At 60.9% G+C, this 24,860-nt stretch carries 19 protein-coding genes, 1 tRNA gene and 1 riboswitch; of the genes, 11 read left to right on the forward strand and 9 right to left on the reverse strand.

The genetic code is table 11. The annotated features are described in order from the left end of the window. Window positions 1-118 precede the first annotated feature (118 nt). Window positions 119-1,567 (forward strand): RNase H family protein, encoded by a 1,449-nt coding sequence (locus tag LPB405_RS05740; RefSeq protein ID WP_219100590.1) that lies wholly within the window; start codon window positions 119-121, stop codon window positions 1,565-1,567. Window positions 1,568-1,798: 231 nt separating this feature from the next. Here the strand turns inward: LPB405_RS05740 and LPB405_RS05745 are convergent, their stop codons facing one another. The 4 genes from LPB405_RS05745 to LPB405_RS05760 all read right to left on the reverse strand — a co-directional run bounded on the left by LPB405_RS05745 (window position 1,799) and on the right by LPB405_RS05760 (window position 5,059). Beyond that, the gene (locus LPB405_RS05745) at window positions 1,799-2,089 is read right to left on the reverse strand and encodes a WXG100 family type VII secretion target (protein ID WP_005504526.1); all 291 of its coding nucleotides are present in this window, start codon (window positions 2,087-2,089) and stop codon (window positions 1,799-1,801) included. Between the two features lie 417 nt (window positions 2,090-2,506). Beyond that, window positions 2,507-4,006: a sensor histidine kinase gene (locus tag LPB405_RS05750; RefSeq protein WP_219100592.1), complete on the reverse strand. Its 1,500-nt coding sequence runs from the start codon at window positions 4,004-4,006 to the stop codon at window positions 2,507-2,509. Between the two features lies 1 nt (window position 4,007). After that, window positions 4,008-4,712 carry a response regulator transcription factor gene (locus tag LPB405_RS05755; protein ID WP_070691201.1) on the reverse strand — a complete coding sequence of 235 codons (705 nt, stop codon included), beginning with the start codon at window positions 4,710-4,712 and terminating at the stop codon, window positions 4,008-4,010. Between the two features lie 74 nt (window positions 4,713-4,786). Next, a complete protein-coding gene (locus LPB405_RS05760; protein ID WP_219100594.1) occupies window positions 4,787-5,059 on the reverse strand; it encodes a hypothetical protein in 273 nt (90 codons plus the stop codon). Window positions 5,060-5,200: 141 nt separating this feature from the next. Here LPB405_RS05760 and LPB405_RS05765 point away from each other — a divergent pair, with 141 nt between their 5' ends. The 3 genes from LPB405_RS05765 to LPB405_RS05775 all read left to right on the forward strand — a co-directional run bounded on the left by LPB405_RS05765 (window position 5,201) and on the right by LPB405_RS05775 (window position 8,400). Continuing rightward, window positions 5,201-5,944: a DUF3027 domain-containing protein gene (locus LPB405_RS05765; RefSeq protein WP_257604867.1), complete on the forward strand. Its 744-nt coding sequence runs from the start codon at window positions 5,201-5,203 to the stop codon at window positions 5,942-5,944. A 211-nt stretch (window positions 5,945-6,155) separates the two neighbouring features. Then, a complete protein-coding gene (locus LPB405_RS05770; protein ID WP_219100596.1) occupies window positions 6,156-6,860 on the forward strand; it encodes a metal-dependent transcriptional regulator in 705 nt (234 codons plus the stop codon). 699 nt (window positions 6,861-7,559) lie between these two features. Then, window positions 7,560-7,719: riboswitch (cyclic di-AMP (ydaO/yuaA leader) on the forward strand. After that, window positions 7,720-8,400, forward strand: a complete 681-nt coding sequence (locus LPB405_RS05775) for a C40 family peptidase (protein ID WP_219100598.1) — start codon at window positions 7,720-7,722, stop codon at window positions 8,398-8,400. A gap of 182 nt (window positions 8,401-8,582) precedes the next feature. Here the strand turns inward: LPB405_RS05775 and LPB405_RS05780 are convergent, their stop codons facing one another. Then, window positions 8,583-9,599, reverse strand: coding sequence for a DUF4031 domain-containing protein (locus tag LPB405_RS05780; protein ID WP_219100600.1), 1,017 nt, complete (start codon window positions 9,597-9,599; stop codon window positions 8,583-8,585). A 177-nt stretch (window positions 9,600-9,776) separates the two neighbouring features. On the opposite strand from LPB405_RS05780, the gene LPB405_RS05785 reads away from it, so the two are divergent. The 5 genes from LPB405_RS05785 to LPB405_RS05805 all read left to right on the forward strand — a co-directional run bounded on the left by LPB405_RS05785 (window position 9,777) and on the right by LPB405_RS05805 (window position 16,873). Further along, window positions 9,777-9,849, forward strand: a tRNA-Arg gene (locus LPB405_RS05785). A gap of 176 nt (window positions 9,850-10,025) precedes the next feature. Further along, the gene (locus LPB405_RS05790; protein ID WP_219100602.1) at window positions 10,026-12,986 is read left to right on the forward strand and encodes a UvrD-helicase domain-containing protein; all 2,961 of its coding nucleotides are present in this window, start codon (window positions 10,026-10,028) and stop codon (window positions 12,984-12,986) included. Between the two features lie 459 nt (window positions 12,987-13,445). Next, window positions 13,446-14,612 (forward strand): ADP-forming succinate--CoA ligase subunit beta, encoded by a 1,167-nt coding sequence (sucC, locus tag LPB405_RS05795; RefSeq protein WP_219100604.1) that lies wholly within the window; start codon window positions 13,446-13,448, stop codon window positions 14,610-14,612. A 29-nt stretch (window positions 14,613-14,641) separates the two neighbouring features. Next, the gene (sucD, locus tag LPB405_RS05800) at window positions 14,642-15,559 is read left to right on the forward strand and encodes a succinate--CoA ligase subunit alpha (RefSeq protein WP_005504562.1); all 918 of its coding nucleotides are present in this window, start codon (window positions 14,642-14,644) and stop codon (window positions 15,557-15,559) included. A 387-nt stretch (window positions 15,560-15,946) separates the two neighbouring features. Continuing rightward, on the forward strand, window positions 15,947-16,873 hold the full coding sequence (locus LPB405_RS05805) for a hypothetical protein (RefSeq protein WP_049363461.1): 927 nt from the start codon (window positions 15,947-15,949) through the stop codon (window positions 16,871-16,873). Window positions 16,874-17,039: 166 nt separating this feature from the next. Here the strand turns inward: LPB405_RS05805 and LPB405_RS05810 are convergent, their stop codons facing one another. From LPB405_RS05810 to LPB405_RS05825, 4 genes are all read right to left on the reverse strand, one after another. Beyond that, window positions 17,040-18,233 carry a VIT1/CCC1 transporter family protein gene (locus LPB405_RS05810; RefSeq protein WP_219100606.1) on the reverse strand — a complete coding sequence of 398 codons (1,194 nt, stop codon included), beginning with the start codon at window positions 18,231-18,233 and terminating at the stop codon, window positions 17,040-17,042. A 301-nt stretch (window positions 18,234-18,534) separates the two neighbouring features. Beyond that, a complete protein-coding gene (dps, locus tag LPB405_RS05815) occupies window positions 18,535-19,032 on the reverse strand; it encodes a DNA starvation/stationary phase protection protein Dps (protein ID WP_219100608.1) in 498 nt (165 codons plus the stop codon). A 308-nt stretch (window positions 19,033-19,340) separates the two neighbouring features. After that, complete coding sequence (locus LPB405_RS05820) at window positions 19,341-19,997, reverse strand: HAD family hydrolase (RefSeq protein ID WP_219100610.1); 657 nt, start codon at window positions 19,995-19,997, stop codon at window positions 19,341-19,343. An 18-nt stretch (window positions 19,998-20,015) separates the two neighbouring features. After that, window positions 20,016-20,699, reverse strand: coding sequence for an NAD(P)-dependent oxidoreductase (locus LPB405_RS05825; protein WP_219100612.1), 684 nt, complete (start codon window positions 20,697-20,699; stop codon window positions 20,016-20,018). Window positions 20,700-21,006: 307 nt separating this feature from the next. Between LPB405_RS05825 and clpB the strand changes: the two genes are divergently transcribed. Continuing rightward, window positions 21,007-23,616 carry an ATP-dependent chaperone ClpB gene (clpB, locus tag LPB405_RS05830; protein WP_219100614.1) on the forward strand — a complete coding sequence of 870 codons (2,610 nt, stop codon included), beginning with the start codon at window positions 21,007-21,009 and terminating at the stop codon, window positions 23,614-23,616. 209 nt (window positions 23,617-23,825) lie between these two features. Beyond that, the gene (locus LPB405_RS05835; RefSeq protein WP_219100616.1) at window positions 23,826-24,794 is read left to right on the forward strand and encodes a Sir2 family NAD-dependent protein deacetylase; all 969 of its coding nucleotides are present in this window, start codon (window positions 23,826-23,828) and stop codon (window positions 24,792-24,794) included. Window positions 24,795-24,860: the final 66 nt, after the last annotated feature.

Below are 24,860 nucleotides of genomic sequence, written 5' to 3' on the forward strand. Positions count from 1 at the left end.
TTGTCCACAGCCGTGACCGCGCGCTACACACCCTCGCCGCCGGTGCGGTAAAGTCATCACAGACATCATTACGGACAGCCGCCCGCACGATAGAGCGGCGGCGCAGAAAGAAGGCACCGTGAACAGCACGCAAGAGATCATTGCCGCCGCAGACGGCTCGGCGCTGGGCAACCCCGGACCGGCGGGCTGGGCATGGTATATCGACGACGACCACTGGGCGAGCGGCGGCTGGGCGCACGGCACCAACAATATGGGTGAGCTCAAGGCCGTCCTGGACCTGTTCGAGGCGACCGCATCCCGCCCGGAGGCGAAGCTGCGCGTGTACTGCGATAGCCAGTACGTCATTAACTCGCTGACCAAGTGGATGCCCGGCTGGAAGAAGAAGGGCTGGAAGAAGTCCGACGGCAAGCCCGTGCTCAACCGCGACCTGCTGGAGGCGCTGGATCAGGCGCTGACCGGCCGCGACTACGAGTTTATTTGGGTGAAGGGCCACGCGGGTCACGAGCTCAACGAGAAGGCGGATTCCCTGGCGAATGGTGCCGCGCGCGCCTATCAGGAGGGCCGCGAACCTGCGCACGGCCCCGGCTTCGGCGCGTCTGCTGAACCTGCGGCTGCGGCTGTGGAGCCTGTGGCTGTTGAAGCGCCGATTGTGAACGCTCCGGCTGCAGAACCTGCCCTCTTGGACGCTGCCCTCCCTGAGGTTGCGCTCTCTGAGCCGGCGCCCTCCGAGTCTTCCGCGGATGCCCACCTGCCCGTACAGGAATTCACCGCAGCCGAGATTGAGAACGCCCAGCGCGGCGTGGAGAGCCTGCGCCTGTCCGGTCTGCTGCGCCCCGCCTCCGCGGTGAACGCCCCCGACCCGGAGGCGGTCCGCACCCGCAAGGAACAGCTGGCGCTCGCGGCAGAGCGTGCCGCCGAGCGTGACGCAAAGGCACTGGCGCGCCAGCAGGAGACCGCTCAGCAGGCATCCAATGCCGCGCAGACGGAAGAAGAGGATGACTTGACCGGCCTGGAAGAATTCGCGGGTCTGGACCCGAACGATGTTGACCCGGCGGAACTGCTGGGTGAGACGGAAGAACACGCAGAAGAGCAGACGGTAGAGCCCGCCGCGGCGCCCGCACAGACCGTAGAGTCCGCTCAGGTTGAGGCACCCGTGGAGGAAGCGCCCGCTTCTGCTCCCGCGCGCACCGCTCCCGCCGCGCCTGCTCCGAACCCCGCTGTCCTGAACCCTGAGGAAGCCTCCGCCGCAGAACAGCTGCTCGAAAGCCGCGGCTCCGCCATGGAAGCAGCGCAGCTGGAATCCATGCTGCACGAGCGACTGGTGTGGGTGACCGCCACCGGCAAGTCGGTGTCCCGCTCCTCGGTGCTGCAGTACCGTGAACGCGCCTTCACCCAGCAGGGTGCCCCGCTCAAGCAGGGCGTGCAGGTGCTGGATTCTTCTAGCGTGCTGGTCATGGCGGCGGTTGCCACCGCGCGCGGCCGCGTGAGCCGTTCAAGTATCTGGCATTACGACGCTGAGCGCGGCCTGTGGCGTTTGCGTTTCCGCCAGGAGACCCCCGCCTCCTAAAGCTGAGCTCCTAACGCTCAGCTCCTAAGGATTGGGCTCTTGAGCCCAAAGATTTCCGTGCAATAAAACCCCGCCGCATCCTCAATTGCGAGGATGCGCCGGGGTTTTCTCAATAAATGTTCGCCGCCTTCTGGCGAATCTGGCGGGCGGTGTGCCGTGCGGCCGGACCTTTTAGCCGCCCGGTCTACCGCCTGCCTGCGGGTGGGCTTCTGGGCTTATTGCCCTGCCCCCTTAGCCGACGAACATGGAGGCGTTAGCCTGCTCGGTGTCTGCGTAGTTCACACCTGCGCGGGTGAGTGCCTCGTTGATCTGGGTGATGGATGCTTCGACCTGGCGCTGGGTTGCGTGCCACTGGTCCAGTACGCCCTGGAAGTTAGCGGATGCAGAGCCGGTCCAGGAGCTCTGCAGATCGTGCAGGGATGCGGTCATACCGTTGACGTCTGCGGTGATGGATGCGACGTAGGATCGTGCCTGTGCGCTCTTGGCTGCGATGACTTCGGAATCGACATTGAACTGTGCCATGGTTTTTCTCCTTTGAGATATGTGAGATGGGTGGGGCGGTTGCCCCGTGGTGGTGCTTGGGGTTTGGATCTCTGGAAGGGTTGAGTTCCTGACCGGAAGCTTGTTATCACTATATATTTCAAAATGCATCAAATGAGCTAAAAAATGATTATTTGGTAAATCTGTGGATAAACCCGCCAGATTCGCTCCAGCATCTCGAAAAAATCGAAAGCCCTCCCGAAAATGACGCCGCCATGACGCACGCTAGATTGCCCCCGCTGTTCTTGAGCCGCCCAGCTTCTCCTCACTCGCGCTCTCCTCACTCGCACCGCCGCGAGTTATCGCCCCGCCGCGATATAGTCCCGCCTCCAGGGCACAGCAAAACCCCCGAACCGTAGAACACTCAAGTTCCACAATCCGGGGGTTTATGCGTCCGTGTTATTTCATCAGCTGATCGTCCGAGACAGGCGGCGGATAGAACGGCAAAGAAATCACGAAGGTAGCACCGCCACCATCGGTCTCTTCAATATGAATCCTGCCCTCGTGCTGCTCAATAATCGCAGCCACAATGGACAGGCCCAGACCCGTACCACCAGTCTCACGCGAACGTGAAGTATCGGTGCGGTAGAAACGCTCGAAGACGCGCTCGCGGTCCTCGCCGTGAATACCGGGGCCGTGGTCGCGCACCTCCAGCACGGACAGCGGGAAACCGGGAACCTCTTCGCGCACGCCCACCGCAATCTCCAGGGGAGAGCCGTCGGGGGTGTAGCGCATGGCATTGGTCAGCAGGTTCGCCACGACCTGACGCAGGCGGGACTCGTCACCGAGCACGGTTGCGGAGGTCGGCGCCACCTCTTCGTTCAGGCCCACCAGGGACACCGCACGATCGGGTGCCGTAGCGTAGGCGTCGTTACTAGCGTCCACCGCCAGGTTGAACAGGTCGAAGGGTGCCAGCTTGGATTCGCGGCGCTCATCAATACGCGCCAGGGTCAGCAGGTCTTCCACGAGCTGACCCATACGCTTGGACTCCGATTCGATACGGCTCATCGCGGTAGCGACAGCCTCATCGGTTGGTAGCGCGCCCTGACGGTACAGCTCCGAGTAGCCTCGAATACTGACCAGCGGGGTGCGTAGCTCATGTGAAGCGTCACCCACGAATCGGCGCATTTTCGCCTCGCTCTTCTCGCGGGCTTTGAAGAGCATTTCAATCTGGGTGAGCATCGTGTTCAGCGAAACCGCGAGGTTACCAATCTCATTGCTCGGGTTGTAGTCCTCAATACGCTGAGAGAGGTCACCGGCAGCGATCTTGGCGGCGGTCTGCTCCACGCGAGCCAGCGGCTCGAAGGTGCGGGTCACAATCACCCAGGTCATCGCAATCGCGGAGGCGAGAGTCGCCAAACCAAACGCGAAGGTCAGCACGCCCACGAGGGCGACCACCTGGTTTGTTTGCTTCAGCGGCATGGCAATGATGAGGGAGGCCGCCTCCGGCAAACCTGAAGAGTCGTTGGCTTCAATGGGTACGGCGAGCACACGCCAATCGGAGGAACTACCCACCGAGTTGACGGTGACCGCCTCCTCGTTTTGCTTGCGAACCTTCTCTTCGGTCCAGCCCTGCAGCGCCGGCTCGCTGAACTGTTCGCTGTCCTCGGACTTGAGCGAGTACAGTACGTTGCCGTCCTTATCGAGCAGGTACAGGCGGTAGGTGCTCAGGGATTGTTCCTGATTGCCGGAGGGGCGCACGGTTGCCAGCTGCACGAGTGAGGGGGCGCTGTTCTTCATCTCTTCATCCAGCTGGTGCACCATCTGGGCGCGCAGAGCGGAAATCGCCACCAGGCTCGTCACCGCAATGGAGAGGGCGATGAGCAAGGAGGTGATGAGCACCAGCTGGGTGCGAAGGGAGAGAGACTGGGGGATCCGGTCGAGGGGTTTGAGTGCCACGTTAGCCTCGAGAACCGCGAATCATGTAGCCCACACCGCGCTTGGTGTGGATGAGCGGCTCGTGGTTCTCGCGGTTGTTGTCAATCTTGCGGCGCAGGTAGGAAATGTAGGACTCGACGATGGAGGAGTCGCCGTTGAAGTCGTACTCCCACACGTGGTCGAGAATCTGCGCCTTGGACAGCACGCGGTTGGCGTTGAGCATCAGGTAGTGCAGCAGGTTGAACTCGGTGGGGGAGAGGTCAATCTCCTCGTCACCGAGGAACACTTCGTGGGTGTCCACGTTCAGGCTGAGGGCGTCAACGCGCAGTACGGCGTCATCCTCTTCCTGGACGCTGCGGCTACGGCGCAGAATAGCGCGGATGCGGGCGATCACCTCGTCGAGGGAGAAGGGCTTGGTAACGTAGTCGTCACCACCGGCACCCAGACCGGTCACCTTGTCCTCGGTGGCATCCTTTGCGGTCAGGAAGAGCACGGGGGTGGTGGTGCCGTTTTCGCGCAGGCGGCGGGTCACCTCGAAGCCGTCCATACCGGGCATCATGACGTCCAGGACAATGAGGTCGGGGTTTTCGGCGTGCGCCTTTTCGAGGGCTTCGCGGCCGTTGCCGGCGGTAACTACTTCAAAACCGGCGAAACGCAGGGAGGTGGCGAGCAATTCAAGAATGTTGAACTCGTCATCGACGACTAGGAGTTTTGCTTCAGCAGACATACTCTATCTTTCTCTCTGAATGGCAGGCTGTACTTGATAAGTGAATGATGTGTGTGAGCTTGCGGCTCAAATCTTTATGCCTTGTTGCGGCGCATGACCGACAGGATGAGTGCGGCCATGAGTGCGATAAAGGCGACGGGTAGGAGGACCAGCGGAATCTGGCTCATGAGGGCGGGCGGCGTTGCCCCAACCCATTTCATCACGAGCATGGCAACTCCGGTGAGCAGACAGAGCAGGGCGAGAATCGCGCCGCCTGCACCGAGCCAGCGGATGGCTCCGGCGTAGGGCAGGGGTGCAGGGATCTGCTCTGCAGTGTTGTGCTTATCCTGTGCGGGTTCATTACTCATGGATTTAACGGTATCAGCTCACACACAGCTGTTCGTGGGCGAAGCCCCAGATTTAGCGGTTTGAGACCCAAATTCACAGCGTATGTGAAGCTTGGGGTGGGCGCCGCAATGTTTGCGCACGCGAGATGCTTTAATAGGGGTATGTCTGAACAGGTTATTGAACTGCTTCCCGAAACTACGCCCGCTACTGACGCGCCCGCAGAGTCCGTTGTGCCTTCTGCCGCGCCTGAGAGCACCGACGAGGGTAGCGCTGTACCTGCTGAGACTCAGCCCTCCGTGAACGCTGAGGAGACTGAGGCGGCTGATACGCCCGCTGAGGAATCTGCCTCCGAGGAATCTGCTGCCGAAGAAACCGCACAGAACGAAGACTCCACCCCCGACCCCTTCACCCCGCTGGATGAAGAGGTGGGCGCCCCCTCCCTGGGTGTTCCGCACAAGCTGCGCCGCACCTCCAAGGTGGATGAGATTCTTGCCGCCGCAAAGGATGTGGCTTTGCAGGGTGTTCAGGAAATCGCCCCGGCACACGCTATCGGCCTGGTGCACCACGTGCGCGCCGAGGAAGAGCGTCTGAGCACTCACCTTTTCGAGTGCACCCTGCCCGGTTACCGCGGCTGGTTCTGGTTCGCGACCCTCTCGCGTGCGCCTCGTTCCCGCGTGGCAACGATCTGCGAGGTGGGTCTGTTGCCCGGCGACGACGCGCTGATCGCGCCGGATTGGGTGCCGTGGGCTGACCGCGTTCGCCCGGAGGACCTGCAGGAGAACGCAGAGTCTGCTGAAGCCATTGAGGCAGAGGAATCTGCTGAGTCCGGTGAGCCTGCAGAGAACAAAACCGCAGAGAACGAATCTGCTGTGGAAGAAATTGCAGAGGCTGAGTCCGCAGAGTAGAGCCTACTATTCACTCCTCTTAATAAGGGGCGGGTTAGCAAAATGCATATATAAGGTGTTGTATTGAGTCGTCCAACGGTTATTGTTGGGCGACTCAATGACTTAAGCCGTGGCAAAAGCCGCTGAAAAAGTACATAATAGAATATTGAATTAAGTAACGACTTAGGCAGTGCTATCTAAGCACTGTTGCGGTGATAGCTGGGAGAGATATATGACAGACCTCATCGATACCACAGAGATGTATTTGCGCACCATCCTCGAACTGGAGGAAGAGGGCATCGTCCCCATGCGTGCGCGCATCGCTGAACGACTCGAGCACTCCGGCCCGACCGTTTCCCAGACCGTGGCACGCATGGAGAAGCACGGCCTGCTCACCGTTGAGCCGGATCGCCACCTCGAACTGACTGAGGAAGGCCGCCACAAGGCGGTCGAGGTCATGCGTAAGCACCGCCTGGCTGAGCGCCTGCTCTCCGACATTATTGGCCTGGAGCTTGAGTACGTGCACGAAGAGGCATGCCGCTGGGAGCACGTCATGAGTGACAAGGTGGAGAAGCGCATCCTGGAGATGCTCAAGGACCCCAAGTTCTCCCCGTACGGTAACGCTATCCCCGGCCTGGAGGCCCTGGGCCACACTAGCGAGAAGAACGACGAGCGCACCGTGCCCATGTCCCTGGCTGCACGCGACTCCGGTCCCGAGGATCGTTTCACCATTTCTCGCTTCCCCGAGTCCATTCAGACTGACGTTGAGCTGCTGAAGCTGCTGGCTGACGCAGGTATTGTCTACGGCGCTTCGGTGTCCGTGGTTGCTGGCCAGAACGATGACGTGATTGTTCACGCCGATGGTGAAGAGGACACCCTCTCCCTGGATATGGACGTGGCAAACGCAATTGTGGTCAAGCGCGGTGGCAGCCTCTAAGCTCCAATTTTGAGAGTCTACTAACCCGCTTCACGCTTTAAACGGTGGTACCGCCTTCTTACTTGAGGAGGCGGTACCACCGTTTTTTGTGCCGTTGACTCCCCGGGATCCGGCACTGTCTTAGATAGTGGACGATTTTGATTAATAATCGGTGGAAAACGCCATATATAAGGGAAGAATCGGGCAAAAGCGGAGGAATGAGGCGTATTCGGGCTGCACAAGGTGGATTAAGCGGTGTGTATCAGTGGTGCAGGCTGCCCTCACGTGAGCGAGCATATACTCCTCCCTCAACTTTTTGGCAACTGCGCTAGAGTGCATTTTTCGTGTTTTTCGCTTAGATCTGAGGTTGAAGCTGAGCGAAACGCCGGGTTCTGAGCGAATTATGGGAGCAAAACCTTAAGAGACGAGGCTCATTCTTAAGAGTTTTGAACCCTGTCCTTAAGGGGTGATGGTGCATTAAAAGCGAATGTGCATCCTTGTGAAATGCCTAGTCAAGCGCCTTAATCTGCTTAAGTTCCCGAAAATAAGCGGGGGGCTAGTCAGTCCAGTCCACTCCATTCCGCCGGGGGTGAAAGCCCGGAATTTAAGGCTGAAAGAGGTGACAACTGGGAGTTTTCTGTGTATTCTCTTTTCTGTGCCCAAATCCTAATCGTAAGAGGGCACCGTCGAAGCGGTTCCGCTGAGTTCTGCCAACGCTTCGATGAACGTCTACCCAATATGGCAGAAGCGGGGGACCCAATCCCCAAGCTGGGATACGGCTTCTCAATCGAGAAGCCTCGGGGCTAAGTCACTTCGGTGGCCGAGCGAATCCATGCTCGAGTCCGACAGCTCACCTCGTCAGGCAATGGAGGAATTATCAATGGTTAAGAAGATCGTACGTACCGCAGGTGCAACCCTCGCAGCAGGCGCAATCCTGCTCGGCTCGACCGTTCCCGCGAACGCATTTGCACAGATCCCCGCTGCTGCTGATCTGTCCTACGACTACACCAACTACGAGTTCGACTACACCAGCTACAACACCCCCGCAACCACCTACGTTGCACCCCAGGCTCAGGCACAGCAGACCTACGTTGCTCCCGCAGCAACCGAGGCACCCGCTGCTCCCGCAGTTGAGACCTCCTACGTAGCACCCCAGGCTGAGGCACAGCAGGCTTACGTTGCAGCTCCTGCACCCGCAGCTTCCTCCGCTTCCACCGGTAACGCATCCCGCGACGCAATCGTTGCAACCGCAATGAGCGGCCTGGGCGGCGCATACGTTTGGGGCGGCAAGACCTTCGGTGCATGGGACTGCTCCGGCTTCACCTCCTGGGTTTTCGCTCAGCACGGTATCAAGCTGACCGCTTTCACCTACGCAATGAAGAACGAGCTGCGCCCGACCGCTAACCCCCAGCCCGGCGACATCGTCTTCCAGAACGGCTACAGCCACGTTGGTATCTACCTGGGCGACGGCAAGATGATCTCCGCTCTGAACCCCACCAACGGTACCCTGGTGCACCCCACCTCCTGGATGTCCGTTGACGGCTACTACACCGCTCTCTAAGCCTTAGCGCATAAGAGCTGGGTCTAGCCCAAAATACTTCAAAAAGGCGCCTACCCCGCACGCGGGTGGGCGCCTTTTGTGTACCCGAGATTTGTGTACCCGAGAGATTCCATGAAAATACCGCCGAGAGCGCACCTTAGTGTGGGTGCATTCTCGGCGGTATGTGTTTTAGGTGTATGCGGCTAGGATGCCAGAGTCTGCAGAAGCCTCTGCGGGTCCTGCTCCCACTCGCTGAGCTCAGCACGTAGATTAGCCTGTGCGGGCTCCTCCCAGAGCGTGAGGGCCTCTTCGGAGAGGAAGATGCGCTCGCGACCCAGGACCGAACGCAGGAAGGTCGTACGACCGGTACGGAACGCCTCATCGTCAAAATGGGAGTACTCGCTACGCACTCCGTGCAGGTAGCGGCGATAGCGTACCGAATCAGCCGCCAGGATTGCCATATCGGCGTCAAGGAAGAACTCAATATCCGTTACCTCGTAGCCCGCCGGTAGTTCGGCGGACTCGGGTAGCTCGTGGGTTGCCGTGGCACGCACTAGAAGGCGCGCCATCTGCAGCTCGTCCGTACTCAGTAGACCTGCGGCAACCAGCGGCTCCAGGGAGGTGCCCGCCAGCTGCTCGCTGCTGCGTTCATCCTCACCCGGCGCGCCCTCGTAGACTGCGTCGTGGAACCACGCCGCCAGAATCAACGCCAGGGGAGTAGAACCTGCCTGCGCGCGATGTGCGTAGAGGCGGTCCAGGTCGGTGAGCATCTGCGAAAGGTGCCCGCTGTGGTGGTAGGCGCGGTGCGGTTGCTCCCACGCCTGCAGCAGGCTCTCACCCAGTTCAGCCACCTGCGCCGTGAGTTGAGCCCGCAGCTCGGCAGGAACCTCCATGCGCTTGAGGCGGGGTGTAAACGCTGCCTCCCAGGCGCGAAGCAGACGCGGGCGAATCTTCTCGGGGCGCTCCTTTAGGGGAATCCGCAGACCGCTCGCAATGAGCGTGCGAGTCAGCTGCGCGCCGCTGAGCTCCTTCGCGCCCGCCCGTACTAGATCCTCGTAGAGGTGCGCCGGAACGTCGTAGTGGTCGCGGTCGAAGGCACGCTCACTGATGCCCGCCGCTGCGGCGAACTCGTGTAGTTCCGTCAGGGACACATCGGAGATGAGATGTGAGAAGACGGTGCCGTGTGCGGGCCAGGTGGGCGGGTCAATGTAGATGCTCATTCGTACATTGTAGGAGCGGTTCTGCCGCCGGATGCGGGTGTCTTCGGGTGGTGAACACGGGTCGGTGAACGCTGGCTGGGACCGGGGGTGGGCACGGTGCGATTACCGGTGGATGCGGGCGGCTTGTCGTGGGCTGTGCCGACCTGCGGTGCGGGGTGCTTTATACTGGATAGGTACGCCCTCGTAGCTCAGGGGATAGAGCACTTCTCTCCTAAAGAAGGTGTCGGACGTTCGAATCGTCTCGGGGGCACACAGAACCGGCATTAACCCCGGTACGAGAAACCGCCCGTCGCTTGCATTAGCAGGCGCGGGCGGTTTTCTTATCTTTGCTCGAATGAGAGGGCGGCGGATGACCGAACGGGTGGGAGCCGCGGAGCAAATGCGGTAGCATGGAATATCGAACGTGTATTCTAGGCAGCGAGGTAGATGATGAGCGACAAGCCCGAACAGCAGAAGCAGCCCTTCACCGAACAGGACGGCCTGTTCGCCGCCGAACTCGTCACCCCCGCAGCACCGGTAGACCCTGCACCAGTGGACGAGCCGCCCTTCGACCCCTACTACGACGTACCCCCTGCCGAGGACGACTACTACGCCCCTGCCATGGACGCCCCAATGATGGAGGCGCCCGCACAGGACGTACCCGTCGCCCTGCCCACCGGCATGCCCGCCTACGGTGCCCCTGCTACCAGCGCGCCCGTTCCTGAACCCGATGCACCCGCAGCCTTCGCCGCAGACCCGCTCGGCGACTTCATGCCGCCCGCCTACCGAGTCGGCGGCTACGGTGAGGACTTCGATCCCGCCGACCCCTACGGCGAACGGGCCCACAGCCTCAACGCTGTGAACCCCGCCTCCCTCACCGCAGGGCTCAACGAACGCCAGGAAGAAGCCGTGCTGCACTCCGGCTCGCCCCTGCTCATCGTCGCGGGCGCCGGCTCCGGCAAGACCCGCGTGCTCACCCACCGCATCACCTACTTGCTCGCAACCCACCGCGCGACCCCCGGCCAGATTCTCGCCATCACCTTCACCAACAAGGCTGCCGCCGAAATGCGTGAACGTATTGAGGCGCTGGTCGGCCCGCGCGCCAAGCACATGTGGATTTCTACTTTCCACAGCTTCTGCGTGCGCGTGCTACGCCGTGAGGCCGCCGCCCTGGGTCTGAAGTCCACCTTCACCATCTACGATTCGACCGACTCGCAGCGTCTGCTGAGCCTCATCATTAAAGAGCTCAACCTGGACACCAAGAAGTTCACCGCCAAGGCCGTGGGCAACCGCATCTCCGCGCTGAAGAACGAGCTGGTCAGCGCCGAAGCGTACGCATCCCGCGTGGCGAGCGATAACCCGTACGAGAAGACCATCTCGCAGATTTACACCGTCTACACGCAGCGTCTGCGCGCCGCCAACTCCCTCGACTTTGACGACCTGATTGGCCGCACCGTCTTCTTGCTCAAGAAGTTCCCCGAAATCGCGAACTACTACCGCCGCAAGTTCCGCCACATCCTCGTGGACGAGTACCAGGACACCAACCACGCCCAGTACCAGCTGGTGCGTGAACTGGTCGGCGCCCACACGAAGGCACCGGCTGACCGCGGCCCCTACCCGGACACCGTGCCCCCTGCCGAGCTGACCGTGGTGGGTGACTCCGACCAGTCCATCTACGCCTTCCGCGGCGCGGATATCCGCAATATTACGGACTTTGAGAAGGACTACCCGAACGCCCACACTATCCTGCTGGAACAGAACTACCGTTCCACGCAGAACATCCTCTCCGCGGCGAACGCGGTCATTGAACGCAACCCCGACCGTCGCCCCAAGAAGCTGTGGACCGCCTCCGGCGCGGGTGCGAAGATTATCGGTTACGTTGCCGAATCCGAGCACGCCGAGGCACGCTACATCACCCGCGAAATTGACCGTCTTGCCGATGAGCACGGCGTGCAACCCGGTGACGTCGCAATCTTCTACCGCACCAACGCGCAGTCCCGAACCCTCGAGGACATGCTCATGCGTGCCGGCCTGCCCTACCGCGTGGTCGGTGGTACCCGCTTCTACGAGCGTAAGGAAATCAAGGACGCCCTGGCGTACCTGCGCGCCCTGAGCAACCCCGATGACGACGTGAACGTGCGCCGCATCCTCAACGAACCCAAACGCGGTATCGGTGCCAAGTCTGAGTCCGTGGTGGCGGAGTACGCGAGTGCGAACCGTATCTCCTTCTACGCCGCCGCACGCCAGGCAGCCGACATCCCCGGCCTGGGGGCCGCCGCGGTCAAGAAGTACGCCGAGTTCGTGCGCCTCATGGACGACCTGGCGCAGATTGCCCGCACCGAACCGGCCGCAACCTGCCTGGAAGCGGTCCTGGAGCAGACCGGGTACCTGGCGGCCCTGCGTGCCTCCAAGGACATTCAGGACGAATCGCGCGTGGAAAACCTCTCCGAGCTGCTCGACGCCATGGTCGAGTTCGAGACCGAGAACCCCGGCGCCGACCTGGAGCAGTTCCTCGAACACGTGGCCCTGGTCGCCGACGCCGACTCAATCCCGAACCGTCCCGCCAGCGCGGAGGGTGAGAACGCCTCCGCCGCACAGATTGCCGCCGAAGCCGCCGAGGCGAAGGCGCAGGGCATGGTCACCCTCATGACCCTGCACACCGCCAAGGGCCTGGAGTTCCCCGTGGTGTTCCTGACCGGCATGGAGCACGGCCTGTTCCCGCATCAGCGTGCCCTGACCGACGAGAAGGAAATGAGCGAGGAACGCCGCCTGGCGTACGTGGGTCTGACCCGCGCCATGGAACGCCTGTACCTGACCCGCTCGGAAACCCGCACCATGTGGGGTAAGAGCCAGTTCAACCCGCCCTCGCCCTTCCTGGAGGAAATCCCGGAGGAGCTCATCGAGTGGAAGCGCACCGCCGGTTTCTCGGGCTTTGGTGCCTCCGGTATGGGCGCGTATGGCGCTCGCGGTGGCAGCTCCTACGGTAGTTCCTATGGTGGCGGCTATTCGGGCGGTTCTCGTTCCGGCTACGGTTCCGGTGGCTACTCGGGGGGCTACTCGGGCGGCTATGGCTCGGGTGGTTACAGCTCCGGTGGCTCGCGCGGCTCATACGATCCCTACGAGTCTCGCCCCGCACGCCGCTCCGAGCCGTCCACCGCGGATATTAACGGCTCGGCAAGCTACGGGCTGGCGGCGGCCACCTCGAAGGTGACGAACCGTTCCCGCGTGCACCAGAGCAAGGAAATCCCGACTCTGGCGGTCGGCGATACCGTGCGCCACACCAAGTTTGGTGAGGGTCGCGTGCTCGCCGTTGAGGGTAGCGGCGATAAGACCGTGGCGAAGGTCCGTTTCGGTTCGGAAGAGAAGCGTCTGCTGCTGCGTTACGCGCCGCTGGAGAAGGTGAGCTAACGCGTCAGGCGTGCGAACCTCACAACGCCTATGGAGGGGCGGGTACTTGAGGGTGCCCGCCCCTCTTTTGTGCGCTGTACCGGGCGTGTTGTCCGCCTGCTGAGAAGGTGGCCGGGGCTTTGCAGAGCACGGCGGTAAACGCCGCATTTTCGCCGGTATTTCGCGGCGGATGGGGGAGTGGCAGCTCCAGTTAGTTACCCGGTGCACACCCTTTGGGTGGAACATACCCAAAATATTTGTGAGCTGAGTCGCTAAAATCTCAGATTTGGGGCTCTGTGAGTGCGAGCTCACGCCGAATCCGATAGAGTAGAGACGAGAGAAATTCCCCGCGTCAATGATGCGTGTGCGCCGGGTGCGAGAGATACCTATCGCACGTACCGGACACACAGGGGAAGACACCTCTAATGACCAGGCCGAGTGCACCAGTACTCGGCACCACTTCGAAGAAGAAGGACACCTGTGGACCTTTTCGAATACCAGGCGCGCGAGCTCTTCGCAAAGCACGGTGTACCCGTGCTCAAGGGCATTGTTGCGACCACCCCTGAAGAAGCAAAGGCAGCAGCTGAGGAAATTGGCGGCCTGACCGTCATTAAGGCTCAGGTTAAGACCGGCGGCCGCGGTAAGGCTGGCGGCGTTAAGCTCGCAAAGTCCCCCGAAGAAGCTTACGAGCACGCTAAGGCAATTCTCGGCATGGACATCAAGGGCCACACCGTTCACCGCGTGCTGGTCGCTGACGGCGCAGACATCGCCGAAGAATACTACTTCTCCCTCCTGCTGGACCGTGCAAACCGCTCCTACCTGGCAATGTGCTCGGTAGAAGGCGGTATGGAAATTGAGCAGCTCGCTGCTGAGCGCCCCGAGGCACTGGCAAAGATCGAGGTTGACCCGCTGGTTGGCCTGGACCAGGCTAAGGCTGAGGAAATTGCTAAGGCAGCAGGTTTCTCCGCAGAACTGCAGGAGAAGGTTGTTCCCGTTCTCGTTAAGCTGGGCGAAGTCTACACCAAGGAAGACGCAACCCTGGTTGAGGTTAACCCCCTCGTTCTGACCCCCGAGGGCACCGTCCTCGCCCTGGACGGCAAGGTCTCCCTGGACGACAACGCAGAATTCCGCCAGCCCGAGCACGAGGCTCTCGTGGACAAGTCCGCTGAGAACCCGCTGGAAGCTAAGGCAAAGCAGTTCGACCTGAACTACGTGAAGCTGGACGGCGAGGTCGGCATCGTTGGTAACGGTGCAGGTCTGGTTATGTCCACCCTGGACGTCGTTGCATACGCTGGTGAGAACCACGGCAACGTCAAGCCCGCAAACTTCCTTGATATTGGTGGCGGCGCGTCCGCTGAGGTTATGGCTGCCGGCCTGGAAATCATTCTGGGCGACGAGCAGGTCAAGAGCGTTTTCGTGAACGTCTTCGGCGGCATCACCGCATGTGACGCAGTGGCAGACGGCATTGTGAAGGCTCTGGAGATTTTGGGCGACGCAGCAACCAAGCCCCTGGTTGTGCGCCTGGACGGCAACAACGTTGCTGAGGGTCGCCGCATCCTCTCCGAGGCGAACCACCCGCTGGTTGTTCTGGCTGAGACCATGGACTCCGGCGCTGACAAGGCAGCAGAGCTCGCTCACAAGGCGTAATCGCCAGCAAAGGATTTCAAGGAAGTAATATGTCTATCTTTGTGAACAAGGACTCCAAGGTCATCGTTCAGGGCATCACCGGTGGCGAGGGTACCAAGCACACCGCACGCATGCTCGCAGCAGGCACCAACATTGTGGGCGGCGTGAACGCTCGCAAGGCTGGCACCACCGTCACCCACAAGGCGAAGGACGGCTCCGACATCGAGCTGAACGTGTTCGGTTCCGTAGCTGAGGCTATGGAGAAGACCGGCGCGAACGTCTCCATCGTCTTCGTTCCCCCGGCCTTCACCAAGGCAGCAGTTCTCGAGGCTATCGAGGCTAAGATCGGTCTCGTCGTCGTCATCACCGAGGGCGTTCCGGTTCAGGACTCCGCAGAGTTCTGGGCAGCTGCTAAGGCATCCGTGGACGAGAACGGCAAGCAGATCACCCGCATCATCGGCCCCAACTGCCCCGGCATCATCTCCCCCGAGGAGTGCCTGGTCGGTATTATCCCGGCGAACATCACCGGCAAGGGCAAGATTGGTCTGGTTTCCAAGTCCGGTACCCTGACCTACCAGCTGATGTACGAACTGTCCGACATTGGTTTCACCACCGCTATCGGTATTGGTGGCGACCCCATCATCGGCACCACCCACATCGACGCTCTGGAAGCTTTCGAAGCTGACCCCGAGACCGAAGCAATCGTCATGATTGGTGAGATCGGTGGTGACGCTGAGGAGCGTGCTGCAGAGTACATCAAGGCAAACGTGACCAAGCCCGTCGTTGGTTACATTGCAGGCTTCACCGCTCCTGAGGGTAAGACCATGGGCCACGCAGGCGCTATTGTCTCCGGTTCCTCCGGTACCGCTCAGGCGAAGAAGGAAGCTCTGGAAGCAGCAGGCGTGAAGGTCGGTAAGACCCCCTCCGAGGCTGCAAACCTGATGCGCGAAATCTTCGCAGCGAAGTAAACAGCATAAATAATGCGGCAGATGCCGGTAGTCCATGAGGCTACCGGCATCTCTGCTTCTAACAGCGAGTTCACCAGGGACAGCACGCCGGAAAATACTGGAGGCGCCGGGGGAGCGTACCGGGGGAATGCGCTGGGGGAATGTACCGGGGAAAAGAGAGCAGTTAGAGCCGCTCCACCTGTTGAATAGCAGAGCATTGTGAGGGTGCTTTTGAGGCGTTTGCACCCGGACAATAGAGCTTGCGGCAGAAAGTAAGATTGTGCACATCTGCCCTACAAACGTGCAGATATAACCTTAACCTTTGTATACTGGAGTGCATTGAGCCTAGTCAGAACCATTCTTGACGGCTCCAAGAAACACCACCACTCACAGGAGATCACCACACTCATGACCCAGCCCATCTCTCGCCGCACCATCGCCAAGGCAGGCGTCTGGTCTGCACCCGTCGTCGCAGCCTCCGCAGCAGTGCCCGCCTACGCAGCATCCAAGGAAACCCCCGGCGTACAGTACGGCGTGTACGTCAGCGTGCAGAACAACGGCGGCTACGTCGGCTACGCATCCTCCAACAACACCGGCACCATCAACCCGGCAACCCCCGAGGCACACTTCACCGCCTCCGGCACCCCCGACTCCGACATCAACTGGGACGACGCAACCTCCAAGCCCAAGAGCGCAACCTACGTCAACGGTGAAGGTAAGTTCACCCCCGTCACCAACTCCCAGACCGGCGCAAACGGCGCATACATGTCCTCCAGCGGCTTCTGGTGGTCCGTACCGACCAAGGACACCGCAACCGGCACCGGCTACATCCCCGGCAGCAGCGTCACCCTCGCAGCTGGCGCAACCTTCGTGACCGAGGTTGAGTACACCGTCGCCGCCAGCGCACAGTCGCTCCTTAAGTTCGGTAAGATCAACGGCCAGGCATGGGCCCCCTCCGGTCGCAAGCTGACCGGTAAGACCACCGAACTGGTAGCCTCCGCAGGCCAGGCAAAGTACCTGTCCGTCGCACAGACCGCTGGCACCTGGACCGCAGAAGTACCGACCATCACCCAGAACTCCGACGGCACCTACACCTTCAAGGGTCGTATCGTCTACACCACCAGCAAGGCGTACACCATGAAGCAGTCCGGCACCAAGTACTACAGCCAGACTAACTTCATGCCGGCGCAGCTGCGCTTCCCGGCAAACGACGGCTGGGTTTCGTACAAGCAGACGTCCAGCGTGCAGGTCGCTAACCTGACCTACTCCGGCAACGGCGCGACCGGTTCTGAGAGCGTTTCCGGTCAGGCCACCACCGCGGAGATTCACCCGTAATAGGGCTCAGCCCGTAGTAGGGTAACCCCTCATGCAGGGTACGGACGTATAGAAAACCCCCGGCGTGTGATTTTAAATCACCCGCCGGGGGTTTCTTTGCGCTCAAGCTACGGCACATGCAAGAGCGGCTATATACACTTGGGAGAGCTTATTAGGGGTGTTGTAACTAGCCGACCGTCGTGCCGAACGCCAGACCCAGCAGGTAGGTCACAAACGCCGCACCGAAACCAATCAGAATCTGACGGATACCGCGCTTGAGCGGGGAAGCACCCGATAGCAGACCCACCACGCCGCCGGTGAAGCCCAAAGCCGCACCCACAAACAGCAGGGACAGCACCATCGCGAACACACCCGAGAAACCGAAAATATAGGGCAGAATCGGAACCAACGCACCCGAAGCGAAGAACGCGAACGACGCAGCGGCGGCACCAATATCGGTACCCAAAGCCACGTTCTCCTCACGGTCCTCATCCTCGCGGTGAGACAGCGAGGGGTCGCAATCGCAATCCAGGTAGCCGAAACGCTCCATCGCACGGTGGTGCGCCGCCTCCGGCTCCATGCCCCGGGCACGGTAAATCAGTTCCAGCTCGTTCGAATCCAAATCCAAATCGTGCGCAACACGCAGGGTTACCTGGGTCGGCTGGGAGGCATCCAGCAGCTCGCGCTGAGAACGCACCGACACGAACTCACCCGCCGCCATCGACAGCGCACCCGCCAACAGGCCCGCAATACCCGACAGCAGAACCATCGAGCTGGACGCGCCCGAGGCGGTAATACCCATAGTCAGCGCCAGATTCGAGACCAATCCGTCGTTAGCGCCAAAGACCGCCGCACGGAAATTGCCCGAAAGCTTCTCGCGACCATTAGTCGCCAGGGCACGAATAATTTCCTCGTGAATCGCCTCGTCAGCCGCCATTTCCTCGGTGGCGTCCGGGTCCTCAGCGTAGGGGGAGCGGGACTCGGCGCGCTGAGCCATCGCAAGAATAAACACCGAACCGAAGTTCTTCGCCAAGAACTGCAGTAGCTGCGATTGCAGGGAGGGGCGCACGTGCACATTCGCGTGCTCGCCGAGCATGTCACGCCAATGCTGCTGGTGACGCTTCTCCGCCTCAGCAACCTGCAGCAGGATTTCGCGGTCGGTACCTTCGGCACGGCGAGCCAGGTAGCGGTAGATGCGCGCCTCCGACTCCTCATCGGCAAGGTAGCGGCGCCAACGCTTAATCTGCGCGGGGGAGGGGGAGGTGACGGCGCTATGGCGGGTGGCCTGCGGAGCCTCGGTAGCGGTGTTTTCCGGCTGAAGTTCCTCAGTTTCTTCGCCGTGCTCGTGCTGGGTGCTCTTGTGCTGGGCGTGCGTGCTCATAGTTCCCTTTCCACGGGTGCCGTGCGCGCAGGGCTGGATCCCTGCGCCTGATGATGCGTTCATGTCTGTGTGCTCTGTCATGAACAGTGAACCACTCTAGAGCACTCTGAACAGAAAATCTAGGACGGCCTAACCCGATAATAATGTTCGCCTCAACGTACTCTAGAGTACCCCGCGGGCGAGGCGAAACGTCGGGAAAAAGCACCGAAACAGCACAGAAACCGGGCGGGTGTACCCTCCACAAAGGAGAGCGCACCCGCCCGGTTTATGACTCTAAAATTAGTGTCTTTAGAACGCTGGCTTAGATGTTGCCTTCGCCGTTTTCCAGGAATGCGCGGATGAACCACTGGAACTTCTCCAGCTCAGCGGTCTGACCGATCAGCAGGTCCTCGGTGACGGGGTCGGACTCGCCGGCGAATGCAATCGCCTTGCGGTGAGCCTCAATCACGCGAGTGTAGACGTCGTTCAGAGCGCGCAGGTGGTCAGCAACGCGTGCGCGGCCGACGGGGTAGTCCTCAACGGTGCGCTGTGCGACCAGTGCGCCAGCCAGACCGTTGGGGGTTGCACCCAGGGTTGCCATACGCTCTGCGATAGCGTCAACGAAATCGCGGACGGTGTCGACCTGGGGGTCAATCATTTCGTGAACGGCGATGAAGCCGGGGCCGGTCACGTTCCAGTGAGCGTGCTTCAGCAGCAGGTGCAGGTCGTTCAGGTCGTGCAGACGTGCCTGGAGAACCTCGGAAATGCCCTTGCCTTCTTCGATGGTCAGGCCGGGTGCGGTGTAGTTTGCGAATGCCATGATGGTCTCCCTTCATAATGCTGTGATGCTTGTGGTTCGGTGGGGTTTGCATCCCCGCCGAATCGTTATTATGAGTAAATCATTTTAAGAAACCAGTGTCAAGTTTATTTTGAGTAATTCGTAATAAATCGTCATTTGCGTGTTGCACCGCGCTCGAAAACCCTCGCGCCCAGGCATGCACAAAGGGGCGGGACGCGCGGTATCTCGTATCGCGCATCCCACCCTTTACGGTGAAGCGTATTCAGTTTTCTGCAGAGCTTTCTCTACAGAACTTTCTCTGCAAGGCATCCAGCGTGCGAGCCACGCAGCTACGCCAGCGCGCGAACCGCCTCCAGGGTCAGCTCCTCATGCTTGAGGCGCACGGTGCCCAGCCCCTCCGGAACCTCCAGCTCGCCCGGCACAACAATGACGCGCATACCCGCTGCGGTCGCACTGCGCACACCGGAGGGGGAATCCTCAAGAGCCACGCACTGAGTCGGATCAACACCCAGGCGCTCCGCCGCCAAAAGATAAGGCTGCGGGTCCGGCTTGGGGTGGGTGGTCTCATCATTACCAATAACCACCGAGAATGTACCCTCGGGTGCCGCATTTGCGGTGCGGCGAGCCACGGAGGTGGTCGCATTCGTGACGACTGCCGCCGGGATCTGCGCCTCGCGAACCTCCGAGAGGAAACGCTCAATGCCGGGCAGGAACTCGACCGGCTGCTGCGCCAGAGTCTCGTGCACCTTCGCCACCAGCAGGTTGTTAATCTCCTCGTCCGGCAGGTTCACGCCGCGCTCGCGCAGGTGATCCAGGGTGAACTGCATCGATAGGCCCAGGCAATCGAGGGTGTCCTGCTCGGTCCAGGTACCTCCAAATTCTGCGGCGAGAGCAACCTTGGCGGCAGCCCATACGGGTTCGGTATCGACGAGGGTTCCGTCGTGGTCGAAGAGAATGGCGGCGGGGAAGGTGTTCGTAGTCGTCATGCTTTTAAGCCTACCGGTTTATTTCTGGGGCGAGCGTAGGACGGCGTCCCCAATCGTCACCAAAAAATCTGTACCCGCGTTCTGGGGGTTCTTGGCGATAGCGAGCAGCGCATCGGCAACGTCCTCACGGGCAATCGTCGGGATGCCTGCAGTTCGCTCAACTTTCGCCATGTCATATATCTTCACTCCGCCCCTGCCGGGCTTATCGGTCAGCCTGCCCGGATGCGCACGCGAAATATACGGCTGATACTCGGTGACCAGGGCGTCCGCCTTAACCTTGTCGGTGAAAATGCCGCGCATGATGACCTTGCACACCAGGCGCATGGGGAGTGAGGCGGTCTGTACCGTATCGCCCACGCCGTAGGCGCTCATCAGAATGCAGTGCTTCACGCCTGCGCCCGTGACCGCCTGCATGATGAGAGGTAGACGCTCCTGCATGAACGTGGAGGAGAGAAATTCTCGCACCGTGGCTTTCTGCCCCAGGATGCTAACCATCACGTCCTGCCCGGAGGATGCTGCGGCAAGCCGCTCGGCATCGTCCAGGGTTCCCGGAATAATGGTGAGATTTTGATGCGCCCCCAAAAGAGACAGTGCCTTATCGGGGCTGCGCACGTAGGCGGTGACCGCGTGCCCGTCCTCTAGGGCTTTGCGTGTGAAGAGATGGCCGGTGCGGCCGGTTGCGCCTAGAACCAGTATTTTCATGTGGGTCCCCATCGTGTCTGTGATTGTTGTGGGAACTCGCAAGTGCCCAGCCTCGCAAGTACCCAGTGTGGTCACTATAACAATAGGGCTTTGGGTGGGGTTTATGGCTGTGGTTTTTAGCAGAGGTTTTGGTTTGAGCTTGGGTTTCCGCCTCTTTATTCGCGTGAAGAGCCTCTTGGTCGTTGTCGAAAATTTATTCTTAAAATCTTGATTAACCCCTTGCGCAAAATAATTGAGTGTAGTAGACTCAAGTTATGTAATGCAGGGGCACATAGGATAAGCTCCCTCGAAACACGAAAGGAACGTCATGGAGAACAAGTTCACGACCAAGAGTCAAGAAGTTATCTCGGCGGCAAATACTAACGCTCAAACCGCCGGTAACCCCACTATTGAAACCGCGCACATCCTCAAGGCCCTCATGGACCAGCGCGAAGGCGTCGCTGTAGCAGTCCTCAAGGCTGCAGGCCTGGATGTAGACGCTATCTCTGAGGCGGCATCCGCCGAAATCAAGAAGCTGCCGAAGGCATCCGGCGCTTCCGTGCAGAACGCCTCCCTCAGCCGTGCCGCACTCTCTGCTCTGCAGGCGGCACAGACCCGCGCTCAGGGTTTCGGGGACACCTACGTCTCCACCGAAATGATTCTGCTGGGCATTGCCAGCGGAACCGATAGCACTGCTGAAGCAATGCATAAGCTCGGCGCTACCGCAGAGCTCATCGCACAGACCATCCCCACCGTCCGAGGAGACCGCACCGTGGATACCCCCGACCCCGAAGGCACCTTCCAGGCGCTCGAAAAGTACGGCACCGACCTGACCGCCATTGCCCGCGCGGGCAAGCTTGACCCGGTCATCGGCCGTGACTCTGAGATTCGCCGAGTCGTGCAGGTGCTCTCCCGCCGCACCAAGAACAACCCCGTTCTGATCGGTGAGCCCGGCGTCGGTAAGACCGCCGTCGTGGAAGGCCTGGCACAGCGCATGGTTTCTGGCGACGTGCCCGAATCCCTGCGCGGCAAGACCCTCATCAGCCTGGACCTGGGCTCCATGGTCGCAGGTGCAAAGTACCGCGGTGAATTCGAGGAGCGTCTGAAGGCAGTCCTCGAAGAAATCAAGAAGTCCGAGGGTCAGATCGTGACCTTCATCGACGAGATTCACACCGTCGTCGGTGCTGGCGCATCCGAAGGCTCCATGGATGCAGGCAACATGCTCAAGCCCATGCTTGCCCGTGGTGAGCTGCGCCTGATCGGTGCTACCACCCTGGATGAGTACCGCGAGAACATCGAGAAGGACCCCGCCCTGGAGCGCCGCTTCCAGCAGGTGTACGTGGGCGAGCCCAGTGTCGATGACACCATCGGTATTTTGCGCGGTCTGAAGGAACGCTACGAGGCGCACCACAAGGTGCAGATCGCTGACTCCGCACTGGTCGCTGCAGCAACCCTGTCTAACCGCTACATTCCCTCCCGTCAGCTGCCGGACAAGGCAATTGACCTGATTGACGAGGCAGCATCCCGCCTGCGCATGGAAATTGACTCCGCACCGGAGGAAATCGACCAGCTGCGCCGCGCCGTGGATCGCCTCACCATGGAGGAGCTGGCACTTGCCGACGAGACCGATCCCGCATCGGTTGAGCGTCTGGAGGCGCTGCGCAAGGACATGGCAGACAAGAAGGAACAGCTTGACGCCCTCAACGCCCGTTGGGAAGCGGAGAAGGCAAACCTGAACCGCGTGGGTGACATCAAGACCCAGATTGACGAGCTACGTTCCCGCGCAGAGGTTGCACAGCGTGAAGGTAACCTCGCTGAGGCATCCCGCCTGCTCTACGGTGAGATTCCCGCCAAGCAGGCTGAGCTGGAAGAAGCACAGCGCGCCGAGGACAACGCCAAGAACGAATCCATGGTCTCCGAAGAGGTCACCGCGGACGATATCGCCGAGGTGATTTCCTCCTGGACCGGCATTCCCGCAGGCCGCATGCTGCAGGGTGAGTCCGAGAAGCTGCTCGAAATGGAGAAGCGCATCGGTGCCCGCCTCATTGGCCAGGAAGCCGCAGTGGTCGCTGTCTCTGACGCTGTACGCCGTGCCCGCGCCGGTATTTCCGACCCGAACCGCCCGATTGGTTCCTTCCTGTTCCTGGGCCCGACCGGTGTTGGTAAGACCGAGCTGGCTAAGGCACTGGCTGAGTTCCAGTTCGATGACGAGCACGCCCTGGTTCGTATCGACATGAGTGAATACTCCGAGAAGCACACCGTTTCTCGCCTGGTCGGTGCCCCTCCCGGATACGTCGGCCACGAAGAGGGCGGTCAGCTGACCGAGGCTGTACGCCGTCGCCCCTACTCGGTGGTCCTGCTCGACGAGGTCGAGAAGGCACACCCCGAGGTCTTCGACATCCTGCTGCAGGTACTCGATGACGGCCGCCTGACCGACGGCCAGGGCCGCACCGTGGACTTCCGCAACGTCATCCTGATCCTGACCTCGAACCTCGGTTCGCAGTACCTGGTCAACCAGGACCTGCCCTTCGACGAGCGCTCCGAGAAGGCGCTGGAGGTTGTGCACCAGGCATTCCGCCCCGAGTTCCTGAACCGACTGGACGACATCATCATGTTCCAGCCCCTGTCGGCTGAGAACCTGGGTCAGATTGTGGGCCTGCAGATCAAGAGCATGGCTAAGCGTCTGGAGGACCGCCGCCTCATCCTGAACGTCACCCCCGCCGCCCTGGAGTGGCTGGGTAAGACCGGCTACGACCCGGCGTTCGGTGCCCGCCCGCTGCGCCGCCTGGTTCAGCGCGAGATTGGTGACCGTCTGGCTCGCGGTATCCTCTCCGGTGCTATTCACGACGGTGACACCGTGACCGTGGATGTGAACCCGGACGTTGCCAGCGATGGTCTGTCGGTGACCTCCGAGCGTGAGCAGAAGGCTGAGAACTAAACCGGCTAGATTGGAAAACCCGGTCAGCTGGGTAGTTCCGACGAGCTGGGCAGACTTAGCCTGTGGCTGAGTTTGCACGTTCGAAACCATAAGAAATAGGCTGTGGGGTACCCTCGAATGGGGGTACCCCACAGCCGTTTAACGCGTTAGAACCGCGCTGAACCGCACTAGTACACAGAGCACTAATACACAGAGCATTGAGGAGAAGAATGGACCGCTGGACTGACCACCAGAACTTCGCCGCCGCCGGTGAGCAGCGCGAAGAAATCGCCTCCGTGCACCGTGCCGCGATCCGCTCGATTCAGCGCGTTGTCTCTGAGAACGCCACCCCGCACGACGAAGAATACGCCTCCGCGGGTATTGCCGAGCTACTCAAGGCCGGTAAGGTCCTCGTGCTCACCGGCGCGGGCGTGAGCACCGAATCCGGCATCCCCGACTACCGCGGCCCCGGCGGTTCCCTGCACGATCACCGCCCCATGACCTACCAGGAATTCCGCTACGATGACGCCGCCCGCCAGCGTTACTGGGCGCGCTCCTACGTGGGTTGGCGCCGCATGCGCCGCGCCGAACCGAACCGCGCCCACTATGCGCTCGCCGAGCTGGAGCAGCTGGGTGCCGTGAGCGGCGTGATTACGCAGAACGTGGATGGGCTGCACGCCCGCGCTGGAAGCTCTAATCTGCTGGCACTGCACGGCGACCTCTCCCGTATTGTGTGCCTGGACTGCGGGCAGGACGAGAACCGCGAAAGCCTGGATACGCGCCTGGATGCGGCGAACCCCGGCTACCTGGCGCGCCTAGAAGATGAAGAGCTGCGCGTGAACCCTGACGGTGACGTGGAGCTGGACGAGCACTATATCCGCGATTTTCAGATGGTGCCCTGCCTGGGGTGCGGTTCGACCCGCCTCAAGCCGGATGTGGTGTACTTTGGCGAATCCGTGCCCACCGAACGTAAGGCACGCAAGGACGCCATGCTCGCTGAATGTTCGGCGATGCTGGTGGTGGGGTCCTCGGTGGCGGTTATGAGCAGCTACAAGATTGTGCTGGAGGCTCTGCGCGCCGGCAAACCGGTCGCTGTCATTAACGGCGGTCCGGGTCGTGCGGATGCGAAAGCAACCTACCTGTGGCGCACCGGCGTGGGTGAGGCGCTGGAACTTATGCTCGACGCCGTTGACGTTTAAGGGTGCCGAGGCCGTTACACGGGTCTTGCACGGGTCTAAGCGGCGCTGTTTCTTCAGCGCATGCCG

Origin of the sequence: Rothia mucilaginosa, from assembly GCF_019334805.1 — a bacterium.
Taxonomy (GTDB): domain Bacteria; phylum Actinomycetota; class Actinomycetes; order Actinomycetales; family Micrococcaceae; genus Rothia; species Rothia mucilaginosa_C.

Coding starts and splice junctions, on each gene's coding strand:
- dps (WP_219100608.1), bottom strand. CDS start 19,032: ATGGCATTCGCAAACTACACCGCACCCGGCCTGACCATCGAAGAAGGC.
- LPB405_RS05835 (WP_219100616.1), top strand. CDS start 23,826: ATGGACCGCTGGACTGACCACCAGAACTTCGCCGCCGCCGGTGAGCAG.
- LPB405_RS05805 (WP_049363461.1), top strand. CDS start 15,947: ATGACCCAGCCCATCTCTCGCCGCACCATCGCCAAGGCAGGCGTCTGG.
- LPB405_RS05765 (WP_257604867.1), top strand. CDS start 5,201: ATGTCTGAACAGGTTATTGAACTGCTTCCCGAAACTACGCCCGCTACT.
- LPB405_RS05745 (WP_005504526.1), bottom strand. CDS start 2,089: ATGGCACAGTTCAATGTCGATTCCGAAGTCATCGCAGCCAAGAGCGCA.
- LPB405_RS05770 (WP_219100596.1), top strand. CDS start 6,156: ATGACAGACCTCATCGATACCACAGAGATGTATTTGCGCACCATCCTC.
- LPB405_RS05760 (WP_219100594.1), bottom strand. CDS start 5,059: ATGAGTAATGAACCCGCACAGGATAAGCACAACACTGCAGAGCAGATC.
- LPB405_RS05790 (WP_219100602.1), top strand. CDS start 10,026: ATGATGAGCGACAAGCCCGAACAGCAGAAGCAGCCCTTCACCGAACAG.
- LPB405_RS05810 (WP_219100606.1), bottom strand. CDS start 18,233: ATGAGCACGCACGCCCAGCACAAGAGCACCCAGCACGAGCACGGCGAA.
- clpB (WP_219100614.1), top strand. CDS start 21,007: ATGGAGAACAAGTTCACGACCAAGAGTCAAGAAGTTATCTCGGCGGCA.
- sucD (WP_005504562.1), top strand. CDS start 14,642: ATGTCTATCTTTGTGAACAAGGACTCCAAGGTCATCGTTCAGGGCATC.
- LPB405_RS05780 (WP_219100600.1), bottom strand. CDS start 9,599: ATGAGCATCTACATTGACCCGCCCACCTGGCCCGCACACGGCACCGTC.
- LPB405_RS05820 (WP_219100610.1), bottom strand. CDS start 19,997: ATGACGACTACGAACACCTTCCCCGCCGCCATTCTCTTCGACCACGAC.
- LPB405_RS05775 (WP_219100598.1), top strand. CDS start 7,720: ATGGTTAAGAAGATCGTACGTACCGCAGGTGCAACCCTCGCAGCAGGC.
- LPB405_RS05825 (WP_219100612.1), bottom strand. CDS start 20,699: ATGAAAATACTGGTTCTAGGCGCAACCGGCCGCACCGGCCATCTCTTC.
- LPB405_RS05755 (WP_070691201.1), bottom strand. CDS start 4,712: ATGTCTGCTGAAGCAAAACTCCTAGTCGTCGATGACGAGTTCAACATT.